The organism is Variovorax sp. DXTD-1, from assembly GCF_003984625.1.
Classification (GTDB): domain Bacteria; phylum Pseudomonadota; class Gammaproteobacteria; order Burkholderiales; family Burkholderiaceae_C; genus Variovorax.
Genome location: NZ_RWKH01000013.1, coordinates 71,134 through 85,364, shown reverse-complemented (window position 1 = coordinate 85,364; position 14,231 = coordinate 71,134). Strand labels below are relative to the sequence as shown.

The 14,231-nt window shown below is 64.2% G+C and carries 13 protein-coding genes; 7 read left to right on the top strand and 6 right to left on the bottom strand.

Annotated elements, in window-relative coordinates:
• Window positions 1-5 precede the first annotated feature (5 nt).
• The gene (locus EJI00_RS14120; RefSeq protein ID WP_126748134.1) at window positions 6-359 is read right to left on the bottom strand and encodes a cupin domain-containing protein; all 354 of its coding nucleotides are present in this window, start codon (window positions 357-359) and stop codon (window positions 6-8) included.
• Window positions 360-566: 207 nt separating this feature from the next.
• Window positions 567-1,514: a LysR substrate-binding domain-containing protein gene (locus EJI00_RS14115; RefSeq protein WP_260590725.1), complete on the bottom strand. Its 948-nt coding sequence runs from the start codon at window positions 1,512-1,514 to the stop codon at window positions 567-569.
• A 272-nt stretch (window positions 1,515-1,786) separates the two neighbouring features.
• Between EJI00_RS14115 and EJI00_RS14110 the strand changes: the two genes are divergently transcribed.
• The 7 genes from EJI00_RS14110 to EJI00_RS14080 all read left to right on the top strand — a co-directional run bounded on the left by EJI00_RS14110 (window position 1,787) and on the right by EJI00_RS14080 (window position 9,306).
• Window positions 1,787-2,077, top strand: coding sequence for a hypothetical protein (locus EJI00_RS14110; RefSeq protein WP_126748133.1), 291 nt, complete (start codon window positions 1,787-1,789; stop codon window positions 2,075-2,077).
• A 23-nt stretch (window positions 2,078-2,100) separates the two neighbouring features.
• Window positions 2,101-2,997, top strand: a complete 897-nt coding sequence (locus tag EJI00_RS14105) for a TauD/TfdA dioxygenase family protein (protein WP_126748132.1) — start codon at window positions 2,101-2,103, stop codon at window positions 2,995-2,997.
• Window positions 2,998-3,019: 22 nt separating this feature from the next.
• Window positions 3,020-4,219: an MFS transporter gene (locus tag EJI00_RS14100; protein ID WP_126748131.1), complete on the top strand. Its 1,200-nt coding sequence runs from the start codon at window positions 3,020-3,022 to the stop codon at window positions 4,217-4,219.
• 379 nt (window positions 4,220-4,598) lie between these two features.
• Window positions 4,599-6,089, top strand: a complete 1,491-nt coding sequence (locus EJI00_RS14095; protein WP_126748130.1) for an NCS1 family nucleobase:cation symporter-1 — start codon at window positions 4,599-4,601, stop codon at window positions 6,087-6,089.
• Between the two features lie 29 nt (window positions 6,090-6,118).
• Window positions 6,119-6,856 carry an aspartate/glutamate racemase family protein gene (locus EJI00_RS14090; RefSeq protein ID WP_126748129.1) on the top strand — a complete coding sequence of 246 codons (738 nt, stop codon included), beginning with the start codon at window positions 6,119-6,121 and terminating at the stop codon, window positions 6,854-6,856.
• Window positions 6,857-6,904: 48 nt separating this feature from the next.
• Window positions 6,905-7,669, top strand: a complete 765-nt coding sequence (locus EJI00_RS14085) for a GntR family transcriptional regulator (RefSeq protein ID WP_126748128.1) — start codon at window positions 6,905-6,907, stop codon at window positions 7,667-7,669.
• A 140-nt stretch (window positions 7,670-7,809) separates the two neighbouring features.
• Window positions 7,810-9,306, top strand: a complete 1,497-nt coding sequence (locus tag EJI00_RS14080) for a nucleobase:cation symporter-2 family protein (RefSeq protein WP_126748127.1) — start codon at window positions 7,810-7,812, stop codon at window positions 9,304-9,306.
• A gap of 15 nt (window positions 9,307-9,321) precedes the next feature.
• Here EJI00_RS14080 and EJI00_RS14075 read toward each other — a convergent pair whose 3' ends face one another.
• The 4 genes from EJI00_RS14075 to EJI00_RS14060 form a co-directional block, all read right to left on the bottom strand.
• Window positions 9,322-10,179: an aldo/keto reductase gene (locus EJI00_RS14075; RefSeq protein WP_126748126.1), complete on the bottom strand. Its 858-nt coding sequence runs from the start codon at window positions 10,177-10,179 to the stop codon at window positions 9,322-9,324.
• Window positions 10,180-10,675: 496 nt separating this feature from the next.
• Window positions 10,676-12,076 (bottom strand): DUF3526 domain-containing protein, encoded by a 1,401-nt coding sequence (locus EJI00_RS14070; RefSeq protein ID WP_126748125.1) that lies wholly within the window; start codon window positions 12,074-12,076, stop codon window positions 10,676-10,678.
• A complete protein-coding gene (locus EJI00_RS14065; protein WP_126748124.1) occupies window positions 12,073-13,494 on the bottom strand; it encodes an ABC transporter permease in 1,422 nt (473 codons plus the stop codon). The genes EJI00_RS14070 and EJI00_RS14065 overlap by 4 nt, the downstream gene beginning before the upstream one ends.
• Window positions 13,491-14,225: an ABC transporter ATP-binding protein gene (locus tag EJI00_RS14060; protein ID WP_126748123.1), complete on the bottom strand. Its 735-nt coding sequence runs from the start codon at window positions 14,223-14,225 to the stop codon at window positions 13,491-13,493. Before EJI00_RS14060 ends, EJI00_RS14065 begins: the two co-directional genes overlap by 4 nt.
• Between the last annotated feature and the right edge of the window lie 6 nt (window positions 14,226-14,231).

The window sequence follows — 14,231 nt, the reverse complement described above, 5'->3', positions numbered from 1 at the left end:
TCCGCTCAGGCGGTGACCCACACCTTGCGCACGGTCTCGATGGTGCGCCATGTGCCGACGTAGCCCGGCTTCATGATGAAGCAGTCGCCGGCCCTGTAGGTCTGCGGCGGCTGGCCTTGCTCGGTGATCTCGACCACGCCGGAAAGAATGTGGCAGAACTCCCAGGTGTCGCCCTTGATGGAGTGGTTGACGCCGACGGTCGACTCGAACACGCCGGCGCGCACCGCGCCGTCCTTCGCGCTGTCGACGTCCCAGTTGCGGCACACGACATCGCCCTCGATGACGCGCTCCGCCGGCGGGCGGTATTCACGCGGTTCACCGAGCTGGTCGAGTTTGAAGGGGACGAGAAGATTGGACATTGGGTGCCTGTTCGCAGAGGTCTGATGGTGGGCCAATGCTAAAGAAAGCACCGGCCGGGCCGATGCTGAACCGGGCCCCTGTAAAGGCGCGAAATGTGCGATTGCGGGCGTCCAACAGTGGATCGTGCCGCTGCTGCCTTTGAAAAAAGGGGCGCTGCAGCGCCCCTTGGATTCGCAATCTTTACCGTCTAGGCTTGGGAAACACTGTCATTCAGCAACCCACGGAGGCAACTGCTCCAACAGGAACTCGTACAGGCACTTGGCCGCTCTCGGCAGTTCTCGGTTCGCCCGTTCCAGCCACATTTCGGAAGATGGCAACTTCGGGAAGCCTTCCTCGGGCGTCAACACCCGCATGTCCGCTACAGGGCGAATCGTCGCTTCTTGGAAAACCCCCACCGCCAATCCCGCCAGAACGGAGGCCTTCAGCACCTCGACGCTGGAACTCTCCTGCACCACCACCCAGGGCTGTCCGACAGCCGTCAGCGCCTCCTCCGCCCATCGCCTGAGAAGCGATCCTTGTGGGAGCAGCGCGAGGGGGACGGGCCGCTTGTGCTGAGGCGAAGCTCTCTTCGAAATTGCCCACACCACCGGATCTTTGCGAAGAAGGAGACCGTTGCCTTCACCGCCCCGAAAAGCGTTGATCGTGAGATCGAACGCCGGTCCGAGCTTTCGTTGCATTTCTTCGGCCACGCCCACCTGCAAGTCGATGTGAATGGCCGGATAGAGCTCAGAGAACTCGGCCAGCAGGGACGGCAGCACAGTGGTTGCATAGAGATTCGTCGCTCCCATGCGGACCGAGCCACTGACAACGCCAGGCCGCAACTTGTCCATCGCCTCGTTGTTCAGGGCCAGCAATCGCCGGGCGTAGTCGAGCAGCACCCTGCCCTGCTCCGTCAACCTCAGCTGCCTTGTCGGTTTCTCGAACAGATCGATTCCGGTGCAATCTTCAAGGCGCGCGATCTGTTGGCTGATCGCAGCCTGGGTGCGATGCAGGTATTGCGCTGCGGGCGTGTAGCCGTTGCATTCGACCACCGCAACAAACGCCCGCAGCAGTTCAGGAGCTAACAGGCGACCTCGGAGCATGTCCTTGCGATCCGCAGCCTGGCCTTGCTCCCTCGGGCACAACGGCGGTTGCAATTCGGCGTCTGCGGTCATCTCTTTTGTCCCTTCAGCTACTCCCCACGAGGTCAGTTTACGCGAACGCGCCAGCCGAATGCGCATGCACCGCAGTGCCAATGAGACGGCGATTTCAGCGCTCACACTCGGCTTTGGTTGCCTTCGACATCAAATAGGGAGTTGCTCAGATCTTGAAGAACATCACGAACCGTTATGCGATGCATAAACATTAATTGTTTGCCGCACCCCAGCGCCAACAAATACGATGCTTTCAAGAAGAGACACATCAGCAACCTTAGTTAACGCCATAAATGATCAAGAAATTTGCAATCCTCCTTATCGGTGCCTGCTGGGCGGCGAGCGCAATGTCTGCGCCGCAGTCGCCCGTGGATAAGTTCGTTGCCGATAAAGAGTTCTGTGCATACATGGCCTCCCTCCCGGAAAACGAGAGCGGGACTTTCCTGACGCGCTACCAGGCAGCGATGGACGCAGCCATCTCCTTTGTCCGCAAGAAAAATCCAGGAGCAACGGACACTCAAGCCATATTTTCAATTAAAGCGAAGTGTGATGCAGCCCTCGACGGACTGGCTCATTACAAATAACCAATAACGAAGGGAAATTGACAATGTCGGGTACTGCAACTGTTCGGCAAGAAGAGCCTTTGCGGGCTCTTCCAATTTCCGGCGGCCTTGGAGCCGAATTGCGCGGCGTGTTCATTCACAGCCATATGCCGCAAGAAGAAGTTCACTTCATCTATCAGATGCTTTTGAAGCATCGGGTGCTATTTTTCAGAAATCAGCACCAGATCACGGACCAGTCGCAAAGGGATTTCGCCCGCAACTTCGGCGAGATCGTCAGCCATCCGACGGTCGCCGCCCAGGAAGAGCCGGCGATCCTCGAACTCCACTCGCACCGCGGCGGGCGCGCCAACTCGTGGCATACCGACGTCACCTTCGATCTGCGCCCACCCAAGCTCTCCATTCTTCGCGCTGTCACGCTCCCTGACCTTGGAGGCGACACAGTGTGGGCGAACACGGTCGCCGCATACGACCGGTTGCCCAGCAACCTGAAGGCGTTGGCAGAAGAGCTTTGGGCGGTGCATGGCAATGACTTCGACTACGCCGCGAGCCGCGTCGAGCTGCTGCATGACGAGACATCCAAGAAGTACCGTCGGCAGTATGCCGCGCAGGTCATCAAGACCGAGCACCCCGTCGTGCGTGTGCACCCCGACACAGGTGAGAGGAGCCTGCTTTTGGGCCACTACGCCCAGCGCTTCGTGAACTGCAACACCTTCGAGTCAGACCGTCTGTACGAGATCTTCCAGGCGCACATCACCCGCCTGGAGAACACCATCCGGTGGCGTTGGGCACCGGGCGACGTGGCCATGTGGGACAACCGGTCGACGCAGCACTACGCGATCAATGACTATGGCGACAGGACCCGTGTGATGCGGCGCGTCACGATCGTGGGGGATGTGCCAGTATCTTTGGATGGTTCTTCGAGTCGAGTGCATGAGCAATGACGCGTAGCTGCCGCTGGCTGCCATGACCAGTCATGCCACCGGAAGCAATGCGCCCAGCGTGTCGGGCACACGTGGCTTCTTGCACGGGCTGGTCGGCCTGTCCTTGTTGATGGGCTTGAGCATCGGCTATTCCCGGGTGATCACGACGCTCTACGCCGTAAAAATGGACGCGCAGGGCTGGATGCTTGCCGCAGTCGCCGTGTCCCAGAGCATCGGCATGCTGATACTGGCCACGTCGGCCGGGCGGTGGGTTGATGCTCACGGCGCACGTGCCGTCTTCATTGTGGGATCGGCATGGGGCATGGGCGTCTGTCTGCTGACGCCGCTGGTACCGAACTTCGCAGCACTGCTGCTGTTCACCGCAGCCGCAAGCCTGGCCATGCCACCTCGGTTCGTGTCGATCAACACCATCTTTCTCAGTCGGCTCCAGGAACTTGGCAAACAACGCGCCGGATGGTTTCGCGCGGCTCATGTCATCGGCATGACGTTTTTGGGCGCGGTGCTGGCGACCACGCTGTTTCCTATGTATGGACCGGTACTTGCCTTCTGGGGAGCCGCTTTGATCTTTGGCCTGAACATCGTGGTGTTCCTGCTGGGCATCGGTCGCGACAGGACGGCGAAACACGACGATCAACGAACGGGCAGGCGAAGTTCGTTGCGGCAGCTGTTCAAGTCGACACTTGCAAAACAGGTGGCGATCAAGGAATTTTCTATCCAGTCGCTGAATGCCTACTTTGCCTTCTACATCGTGATCATCGCATTGCGCTACTTGCATATGCCCGCGCGCGCGGCCGGTTTCTTGGTCGCGGCACAAGGCCTGGCGTTCGTCTTCACGTTGGTGATGGCCGGAAAAATCGCGATCGTCTACCCGCGCGGCGGCCGGATTCTTGGCGGATTGATGGTGATGGGCGCCCTGATCGGGCTCGCAACATCAAGTGCGACGGCGGAGATGTATTTGTACGCCTCGTTGCTGGGGTGTGCTCTGGGTCTATTGCAGATCATCAACCTCACGGAGTTCGCCGCTTTGGGCGAGACGATCGGCTTCAGTCAGGCCGCATCGGTCAACGCGCTTGCGGGTCCCAGCGGAGGCGTCTTCGGGGGCCTGCTGGGCGGCTTGATGGAACATTGGATTGCGCCTCAGCCATTGTTCTTGGCTTTCGTTCCGCTTTTCGCTCTTCTGGCCTTGGCACCCTCGAACACGGGAGCAGCGCTTCGTGCGTGAATTCAGTTGAACGTGGCGGGCATAGCGCGGGCTTTGCCATGCAGCAAACGCTCTACTCGGTCCCAAGCCGCGCCAACCCTGGTAGCAGCCACACAGTCGGTGAGCTGCCCCTCTGAATGACCGGACACGGTCCATCGCTTGCGCCTCACAAACCGCAGGTGCACCGCTGGGACCGTTTTGTCGACACCCTTGTTTTCCCGACGCGCCTTATTCAGGAGGAGCACCGCGACGGGATCTCAGGGAATCTACGGATATATGATTTGCCGGATGGGGTTGATTGCACACTGTTTTTGTATACAAATAACGCACCCGATTCCACGGCGCCCCACTTGCGCCGGAAAAGCGGTCCCTCAACCCACCATTCGCACGAGGAAAGACCATGAGCACAGTTGTCAGCCAGGCCCCCGCGGGGGCGAGCGAAGCCGGCCATGCGCCGCATGCCGAATCCAACGCGCTGATCAAGCCGGGCTACCACCCGCGGCTGACCAACGAAGACCTGGCTCCCCTCAAGAAACAGACCTGGGGCCAATACAACATCTTTGCGTTCTGGATGTCCGACGTGCACAGCGTGGGCGGCTACATCACGGCCGGCAGCCTGTTTGCGCTGGGCCTCTCCAGCTGGCAGGTGCTGGTGTCGCTGCTGGTGGGCATCGTGATCGTGCAGTTCTTCTGCAACCTGGTGGCCAAGCCCAGCCAGGTGACGGGCGTGCCCTACCCCGTGGTGTGCCGCGCCTCGTTCGGCGTGCTGGGCGCCAACATCCCGGCCATCATCCGCGGGCTGATTGCGGTGGCCTGGTACGGCGTGCAAACGTACCTCGCGTCGGCGGCCTTCATGGTGCTGGCACTGCACATGTTCCCCAACCTCGCACCCTATGCCGACGTGGCGCAGCACGGCTTTGCGGGCCTGTCGACGCTGGGCTGGGTGGCGTTCATGATCATGTGGGTGCTGCAGGCCTTCGTGTTCTGGCACGGCATGGAAGCGATCCGCAAGTTCATCGACTGGGCCGGCCCGGCCGTGTATGTGGTGATGGCCATTCTCTGCGGCTGGCTGGTGTGGAAGGCGGGCTGGCGCAACATCGACCTGAACCTGGGCGGCATCAAGTTCCAGGGCTGGGACGCGCTGCCCGTGATGCTCTCGGCCATTGCGCTGGTGGTGAGCTACTTCAGCGGCCCGATGCTCAACTTTGGCGACTTCTCGCGCTACGGCAAGACCTTCGACGCGGTGAAGAAGGGCAACTTCTGGGGCCTGCCGATCAACTTCGTGTTCTTCTCGCTGCTGACGGTGATCACCACCGCCGCCACGCTGCCGGTGTTCGGCGAACTGATCACCGATCCGGTGCACACCGTGGGCAAGATCGACAGCACCACGGCTGTGGTGCTGGGCGCGCTGACCTTCATGATCGCCACCATCGGCATCAACATCGTGGCCAACTTCGTCTCGCCGGCCTTCGACTTCTCCAACGTGGCGCCACAGCACATCAGCTGGCGCACGGGCGGCATGATCGCCGCGGTGGGCTCGGTGTTCCTCACGCCGTGGAACCTCTACAACAGCCCCGAGGTCATTCACTACACGCTGGACGTGCTGGGCTCGTTCATCGGCCCGCTGTTCGGCATCCTGATTGCCGACTACTACATCGTGCGCAAGCAGCGCATCGACGTGGACGCCCTCTACACCATGAGCCCCAAGGGCGAGTACTGGTACAGCGGCGGCTACAACCCGAAGGCCATACAAGCCATGATCCCATCCGCGCTGGTGCCGATTCTTTGCGTGATGGTGCCCGCGCTACGGGGTGGCGCGAACTATGCATGGTTCATCGGCATGGGCCTGGGCTTTGTCATCTATGCCCTGCTGAACCGCAGCAAGACCTGAAATACTGAAAGAGAAGAAAGGGCCGCGCCGTGCGCATCAAGATCATCAATCCCAACACCACCTGGAGCATGACCGAGAAGATCGGCGCCTGCGCCCGAGCGGTGGCGCACTCCGGAACCGAAATCGTCGCTGTGAGCCCGGCCATGGGGCCGGTTTCCATCGAAAGCCACTACGACGAGGCGCTGGCCGTGCCCGGCCTGCTGCAGGAAATTGCGGCCGGCGAGCGCGAGGGCATCGACGGCTACGTGATCGCCTGCTTCGGCGACCCGGGCCTGAAGGCCGCACGCGAACTGGCGCGCGGGCCGGTGGTGGGCATTGCCGAGGCCGCGATGCACCTGGCCAGCATGGTGGCAAGCCGCTTCAGCGTGGTGACCACGCTGGGCCGCACCATGGGGCAGGCCTGGCACTTGGCCGAGATCTACGGCATGGAGCGCTTTTGCGCCAACGTGCGCGCCTGCGAACTGCCGGTGCTCGAACTCGAAGAGCCCGGCTCCAACGCGCGCGAGCGCATCGTGGACGAATGCCGCCGCTCGCTGGAGGAAGACGGTTCCGACTGCATCGTGCTCGGATGCGCCGGCATGACCGACCTGTGCGAGCACATCGGCGGGCTGCTCGGCGTGCCGGTGATCGATGGCGTGGCCGCGGGCACCAAGCTCATCGAGTCGCTGGTGACGCTGAAGCTGCAAACCAGCAAGCGCGGCGAACTGGCCCATCCGCTGCCCAAGACCATGAAGGGTGCGCTCGAGGGTTTTACCCTGCCCAGGTAGCGGGGCGTTCGGGACGCGGCAACGGCCTTGCTGGGCCACAATCTCCGCATGCCTCGCGCCAGCTCCAAACCATCCGCCTCTCCCACTCCTGATGCTGCTGCCGCCGCGGCAGAAAACGGCACACCTGCCGCGGACAAGGGAAGTTCCATCGAAAGCATCGCGCAGGACATTGCCACCGCCATCGTCGAGAAGCGCCTGCCTCCCGGCACCTGGCTGCGTGAAGAAGCGCTGGGCCGCGTCTATGCGGTGAGCCGCACCAAGATCAGGGCCGCCCTGCTCATGCTGTCGAAGGACAAGCTCATCGAAATCATTCCCGACAAGGGTGCGTTCGTGTGCCAGCCCACGGTGCAAGAGGCACGCGAGGTGTTCGCGGTGCGCCGCATTCTCGAAAGCGAAGTGGTGCGCCTGTTCATTGCCAACGCCCGCACGCGCGACTACCAGGTGCTGGAGCAGCACATCCGCTTCGAGCGCACGGCCCTGCGCCAGACCACCACCACGGGCACCGTGCGCGAAAAGGTGCTGGGCGATTTTCATGTGGCGCTGGCCGAGGCCACGGGCAACAAGACCCTGGCCGAACTGGTGCGCGAACTGGTGGCGCGCAGTTCGCTCATAGCCATGCTCTACCACTCGTCGAACGACCCGCATTGCTCGTCGGACGAGCACTCGGAGTTTCTGCGCATCTGCCGCAAGGGCGATGTGGAAGGTGCGGTGCTTTGCATGATCGACCATCTGCAGCGCATCGAGGCCAGCCTGGAACTGGGCACCGAAAAGCCCGACCGGCAGCTCGACCTGGTGAAGGCGCTGCTCGCCTAGAAAGCAGCCGCCGCGGTGCGGGTTTTCCTGCATCCAGATTGCGGCATAAATTGTATACAGTTTGGCGTACACACATTGTGGACGCCACGCCAAGCCGCGCCGCCCACGCATGTTTCCCTTGCTTCGCCAGGAGATGCACGATGACGGCCGAGACCTCTTCCCCTGTTCACACAGTTCATCCGGTGGACCAGCGGCTGCCTTCAGGCAAGTTCGCGGCGCTCGGCCTTCAGCATGTGCTGGTGATGTATGCGGGCGCCGTCGCGGTGCCGCTCATCGTGGGGCGCGCGCTCAAGCTGTCGCCTGACGAGGTCGCGCTGCTGATCTCGGCCGACTTGTTCTGCTGCGGCATTGCTACGCTGATCCAGGCGCTGGGCGCCACGCAGTGGTTCGGCATCAAGCTGCCGGTGATGATGGGCGTGACCTTCGCGTCGGTGGCGCCCATGGTGGCCATTGCCAACGCCAACCCCGGGCAGAACGGTGCCCAGCTGCTGTTCGGCGCGATCATCGGCGCGGGCGTGGTGTCGATACTCATCGCGCCGCTGGTGAGCCGCATGCTGCGCTTCTTTCCGCCGGTGGTCACGGGCACCATCATCGCGGTGATCGGCATCAGCCTGATGCGCGTGGGCATCAACTGGATCTTCGGCAATCCGGTGGGGCCGACCGCGCCCGCGCTGGTGGACCCGGTGTACGCCAAATGGCTCGCAGAGGTCACGTCGCCGGGCAGTTCGATCCCGGCGGTGCCCAAGGGCTTTGCCATCATGCCCACGGTGCCCAACCCCAAGTACGCGGACCTCCCGGGCTTCGGCGTGGCGGCGCTGGTGCTGGTGTCCATCCTGCTGATCGTGAAGTACGCCAAGGGCTTCATCGCCAACATCTCGGTGCTGCTGGGCATCGTGATCGGCGCGGTGGTGGCCTCCATCACGGGCCTCATGACCTACGAGAAGGTGGGCAAGGCGGCCTGGGTGGACGTGGTGCTGCCCTTTCACTTCGGCATGCCGCAGTTCGACCCGGTCCTGATCCTCACGATGACGCTCATCATGATCGTGGTGATGATCGAGTCGACCGGCATGTTCCTCGCGCTCGGCGAAATGACCGACCGCAAGATCACGCAGAAGGAACTTGCCAAGGGCCTGCGCACCGACGGCCTGGGCACGCTCATCGGGGGCATCTTCAACACCTTTCCGTACACCAGCTTTTCGCAGAACGTGGGGCTGGTGGCCGTCACGGGCGTGAAGAGCCGCTTTGTCTGCGTGGCCGGCGGCGTGATCCTCGTCGTGCTCGGCCTGCTGCCCAAGATGGCGGCGCTGATCGAATCGCTGCCCACGGTGGTGCTTGGCGGCGCGGGGCTGGTGATGTTCGGCATGGTGGCCGCCACCGGCATCCGCATTCTTTCGGGCGTGGACTTCAAGGGCAACCGTCACAACGCGATGATCGTTGCGGTGTCGATCGGCATCGGCATGATTCCGCTCATTGCACCCAACTTCAAGCAGTGGATGCCGCATGCGATCCACTCGCTGGTCGAATCGGGCATTCTGCTGGCCTCGATCAGCGCGGTGCTGCTGAACCTGTTCCTGAACGGTGCGAAGCACGACGAGCAGGCGGTGATTGCCGCGGCCAAGCAGGCCGAAGCGCACTAGCCGCCGCCCGTCAGGTCAGATCATCGCGAGCGGCGCCTTGCGCCGGGGCGGTGGATGGAGGCGGTCGAGTTCGGCGAGCGTTGCCGCGTCCAGCTCGAGGTCGGCGGCAGCGAGGTTCTCCTGCAGATGGGCGCTGCGCACCGCCTTCGGAATGGCGACCACGCCGGGCCTGGCGATCACGGCCGCAAGGGCGAGCTGCGCGGCGGTCACGCCAAGGCGCGCAGCCAACGCTCCCAAAGCCTTGTCCGAAGCAAGCGCGCCCTGGTCGATCGGGCTGTAGGCCATCAGCGGCATGCCGCGTTCGCGCAGCCAGGGCAACAGGCTGAATTCCGGGCCGCGTTCACCGAGCGAAAGGTAGACCTGGTTGGCCGCGCAGCCAGGGCCTGGGCCCACGGCCTGCGCGAGTTCTTCCATGTCGTCCGTGTCGAAGTTGCTGACGCCCCAGTGGCCGATGCGCTCCTTGGCCGCCAGCGCCTGCATCGCATCGACCGTTTCGCGCAGCGGATGGCTGCCGCGCCAGTGCAGCAGGTAGAGGTCGATCGTGTCGAGCCCCAGGCGCTTCAGGCTGCGCTCGCAGGCTTCGGGCGTGCCGCGGCGGCTTGCATTGTGCGGGTAGACCTTGCTGACGATGAAGAGCTCGTCGCGCCGCACGTCGCCGGCGCGCAGGGCTTCGGCCACCGCCTGGCCGAGCACGGTTTCGGCGCCGCCTTCGCCGTACATCTCGGCGGTGTCGATCAGCCGGTAGCCCATGGCGATGGCCTCGCGCACCGCTGCCACTTCCGCCGCGCGGCGGTTCGCCGCCTCGCCCATGCGCCAGGTGCCGAGACCGAGCACCGGAATGTCGCGGGCATTGGAGAGAGGGAGTGTTCGCATGGCCAAATCGTAGCGGGTCGCATGCCCAAGGCAAGACCGTCGGTTGTCGGGTCATTTCCTACACGGCTTCAGCATCCCGCTGACAGAAGCCAAGGCTCCAACGGCGCAGTCTGGTTTCGGACGTGGTGAGCTCCTCTGGGTCCGGACAGTGCTTTTTGTGGAATAGAGCAGGCACGATGTACCCGCAGCCAGACATGCCGGCGGACAAGCCAATGAGCCGCGCTCGTGGGCCAAAGCGCATGACATGAAAAGCACACCACGCCCCTCGCCCGTTCCGCCATCACGAGGAGAACACAATGGGCCACCAACACCCATCCTCCCGGCACGCAGGCACGCACCCCTAAGACGGGGTCAACACGCGCGCAATTTGCGACAGGCGCTTGTCCAAACGGAGATATTCGCATCCTCTGAGGCGAACGCAAAGCCGGCACAGTCGTCGCTGAAATCATGTGGTGCCTCGAAGAAATGAACTGACGCGGAGGCGGCGGCTCCGCCTTCAAGGACGAAGGCCGGCGCGCGCAAGGCCTAAGGCGGCAATCAGCCCGATCGCGAGAATGCTCAACGCCATCGCACTTCGCCAGGCCGCACTATCCGGGCTTGCTGCCACAGGCTCGAACATGGGCAGCTTGTCGTAATGCTCCGCGGTCAACCCGCGGTAGCTCATGACCCGGGGCACGAAATAGGCACGCCAGGCGTCTTCGTATGAATTCACGGCTTTCACATGCCGCGCGTAGCGTGGAGCATCGATGCCGGCAAGCCGGTCGGCCGTCATCGCGAGCGCCATGCCAGGCGAAAGCCAGGACCATCGCTCGAGCAGAACAAAACGGCGCGCGCGGGTTTCGTCGAACGCCGCCATCAGTGGCCGGATCTCGCGGTCCTGGGCCAGGTACCTCGGCAGGAAGCTGACTGGCCAGGTGTGGGTGCTGCGCCCGGCCGGCCGGTCAGCCGGGTGGGCCGCGTACCAGGCGGCCAGGTGCTCCTCCATATGCACTTCGGCGTCCTGCTGCGCGGCGCGCAGTTCGGCAACCGCCGTCAGCCGCGATGGCATCGGTGCTTCACTGTCGGCAATGCCCGCCAAGGCCGCAGGTACGACGAACGTGGCCAGCAGCCACGCACCGAGCATGCCGAGTGCCGCAGCGCCGGACGACACCGGCAGCAGGCAGAACAGCCCGGCCAACGCAGTCCAGCAGACGGTGAACGCACCCAGCGTCGCCAGCCAGACCACCCCGGCGTGCCAGGTCGAGCCCGGGTCCAGCGCGAACGCCAGCAACGACGCGCTGGCGGCCAATGACCAGGCCGCCGCCGCGCGAATACAAAGCGCAATCGCGAGCACTTTCCAGGGTTGCGCGCATTGCGCGACCACGAGCCGCCACCTACCTTGCTCCCGGTCCTCTTGCACCAGTCCGTAGCAAAGCCCCAGGATGGCGAGCGGCAGCAGCAGCGCGACCAGTGTCGCGAAATCAGGCGGACCCAGGTCTTCGAGCAGCGGGTTCGAGATCCGGTCGCTCTTGCGGGTGTCGGTGTGCCGGCTCTCGACCGTGACGCGCATCGTCGGGCTCAGCAGATCGAATGTTCCGGTTCCAAGGGCAAGGCCGCCGAGCGCTGGCAGATGCACGGGAGGCGCATTGAGCCGGGCGAACTGGAATGCGGCCATCATTGCCTTGGTGTCGCCCCCCGGCGTGGCGGCGCCCGTTTTGGCTGCCGCGTCGCGCGCCTGTGTTCGCGCCTGTTCCCACGTGGCCATCTGCTGCGCATCCAGGAGCCGCAATTCCCTGGCGGCAAGCCCTGACCAGAGCGCACTCACGCACAGCAGCGCGGCGAAAACACCGGACACCCAGAGATGCGTGTGCTGGCGAACGAAGCGCCGCCATTCCGCACGCAAGATGAGGTTCATCATGGCCGCAGCCTCCGCGCTGCAAGCACCAGCAAGCCGCAGGCCGTCATCGCCCAGGCGAGCAGCACGCCAAGGTCGGGCAATGCCGCGCGCAATGCGAAAGCGATGTTGGGCGGCGTGTAGTGGAACGCGCCGACCGACCGCCACAACGTGTCGTCGGCGTACTTGTCCTCGAACGAGGTCAGCCCGCGGGTGTTGTCCATGTCCCACTGGTCGATCTTGATGTTCACGCGGCGGCGGTACTGCTCGGCTGCCTCCTCGAAGTGGCGCTGATGCGCGAGGTCGGTGCCCGAGAGCTTCATCGAAATGGCACGCATGGCCGTCGTCGGACTGAGTGCCGAGGCAACGCGCGCAATTCTCTCCTGCATTGCGTAGCGGTCCCAGAGGCGGCCGAAGTGAATCGCGTGCACGCGGTCGGCGTAGGCGTCGCGCTCCATCCGGCGCAGCGCATAGGCGCCGAAGGGCAGGTCTTCCAGGCGACGCACGTTGTGCCGGCGCAGAAGTTCCGCATCGAAACGTTCGTTGCGCACGGCCAGCGCGCCATCGCCCGGCAGGCCTTCGGCGTAGTCGCGCTGGATGTCGCCCCAGAAGCGCTCGGCCGTCGGCAGCGGTGCAGCGGCCTGCGCGCCCGCGGCACCCAGGCGCGGCACGACGAAGACGAAGGCGATCCACAGGCCCAGCAAGACGAACAGCGCGCGCCGGCTGCTCGCCACCATGGTTGACACCGCCAGTGCCAAGGCTGCAAAGACACCGCAGTAGATCAAGAAGGTGCCCGCCAGAACGATTGCGCGCCATACAGTGTCCGCGCCAGGCCCTGCGCCTGCCGTCACCAGGGCAAGACCCGCCCCCACTGCGGCCAGCGGAACCAGCGAGACCACCGCGAGCAGCGCCAGGAACTTTCCCGCCAGCAGCGCGCGGCCGGGCAAGCCGGCGCTGTGCAGCATGCGCAAGGTTCCGCTTTCCCGTTCCAGGCTGACGGCGTTGAAACCCAGGGCGACGATCAGCAGCGGCAGCAGCGCCTGCAGCACGAAGGCCGGCGTGAAGGACCCGAAGCGCACCGACGGCGGCTCGTCGGCCGCAGGACGAAAGCGCGTCATGTTGCGCCGATGCGGTTCGAGCCAGAGCGCCTGGCCCAGGTAGGGGCCGAGCCCGGGGTCGACCACGGCCAGCGGCGAGTCGGGGCGGAATGCGTAGAGGCCGAAATGCGCCCCGCGATGAGGGTGCTTGTCGCCCTGCGAATCCCACTGCTGGCGCACCAGTTCGCTGACTTGCGCCTTCTCGTGCGCGAGGCGTTGCTGCTGCTGCGCCGAAGCGAACAGCAGGCCGGCCAGCAGCAGCGATATCGAGACGGCAAGCACAACGAAACGCCCGTCTCGAACGAGCGCGCGCAATTCCTTTCGCAGCACGGCGGCGGCCGTCATGCGGCCCGCTCCAAGGGCGCCGCGCGCGTGTGGGCCAGATAGGCGCGCTCCAGCTCGTCGTGGCTGACGGTGTGCGTATCGAACTGCGCGACGAGACGCCCTTCCTTCATGATTCCGATGCAGTCCGCGACCTGCTTGGCGTTGAACAGATCGTGCGTGGCCATCAGCACGGCCATGCCGGTATCGGCAGCGGCGCGCACGCGCTGTGCAAAGTCGTTCGCGGCACCAGGGTCGAGGCCCGAGGTGGGCTCGTCGAGCAGCATCGCCTTCGCACGTTTGGCATGCGCAATGGCGAGGCCGACCTTTTGCCGCATGCCCTTCGAGTACGTCGCGACACGCGCTGCGTGCGACGCCGCTTGCAGGCCGGCCTGGTCCAGCAGGGCACGTGCGGCCGCGTCGGCCAGCGGCACGCCACCCAGTGCACAGAAGTACTGAAGGTTCTCGATGCCGCTCAGGTACGGATACAACGCCACGTTCTCGGGCAGATAGGCCAGATGGCGCCGCGCCGCAGCAGCGTTGCGGCGCAGATCGACCCCGGCGACCTGGACGCTTCCGGCGGCCGGCGCCACGAAACCCAGCAGTGCGTTCAGCGTGGTTGTCTTGCCCGCCCCGTTGCCGCCGAGCAGCGCGTAGACGCTGCCGGCCGGCACGCTCAAGTCGAGTCCGTCGATTGCGCGGCGCCCGGCCAAGGTGACGACCAGCCCTCGCGCCGAGAGCACTTCCTGATTCATGCGGCG

Excerpts from the sequence above, each read along its gene's own strand:
- EJI00_RS14120 (WP_126748134.1), bottom strand. The coding sequence starts at position 359 with ATGTCCAATCTTCTCGTCCCCTTCAAACTCGACCAGCTCGGTGAACCG.
- EJI00_RS14115 (WP_260590725.1), bottom strand. The coding sequence starts at position 1,514 with ATGACCGCAGACGCCGAATTGCAACCGCCGTTGTGCCCGAGGGAGCAA.
- EJI00_RS14110 (WP_126748133.1), top strand. The coding sequence starts at position 1,787 with ATGATCAAGAAATTTGCAATCCTCCTTATCGGTGCCTGCTGGGCGGCG.
- EJI00_RS14105 (WP_126748132.1), top strand. The coding sequence starts at position 2,101 with ATGTCGGGTACTGCAACTGTTCGGCAAGAAGAGCCTTTGCGGGCTCTT.
- EJI00_RS14100 (WP_126748131.1), top strand. The coding sequence starts at position 3,020 with ATGACCAGTCATGCCACCGGAAGCAATGCGCCCAGCGTGTCGGGCACA.
- EJI00_RS14095 (WP_126748130.1), top strand. The coding sequence starts at position 4,599 with ATGAGCACAGTTGTCAGCCAGGCCCCCGCGGGGGCGAGCGAAGCCGGC.
- EJI00_RS14085 (WP_126748128.1), top strand. The coding sequence starts at position 6,905 with ATGCCTCGCGCCAGCTCCAAACCATCCGCCTCTCCCACTCCTGATGCT.
- EJI00_RS14080 (WP_126748127.1), top strand. The coding sequence starts at position 7,810 with ATGACGGCCGAGACCTCTTCCCCTGTTCACACAGTTCATCCGGTGGAC.
- EJI00_RS14075 (WP_126748126.1), bottom strand. The coding sequence starts at position 10,179 with ATGCGAACACTCCCTCTCTCCAATGCCCGCGACATTCCGGTGCTCGGT.
- EJI00_RS14070 (WP_126748125.1), bottom strand. The coding sequence starts at position 12,076 with ATGATGAACCTCATCTTGCGTGCGGAATGGCGGCGCTTCGTTCGCCAG.
- EJI00_RS14065 (WP_126748124.1), bottom strand. The coding sequence starts at position 13,494 with ATGACGGCCGCCGCCGTGCTGCGAAAGGAATTGCGCGCGCTCGTTCGA.
- EJI00_RS14060 (WP_126748123.1), bottom strand. The coding sequence starts at position 14,225 with ATGAATCAGGAAGTGCTCTCGGCGCGAGGGCTGGTCGTCACCTTGGCC.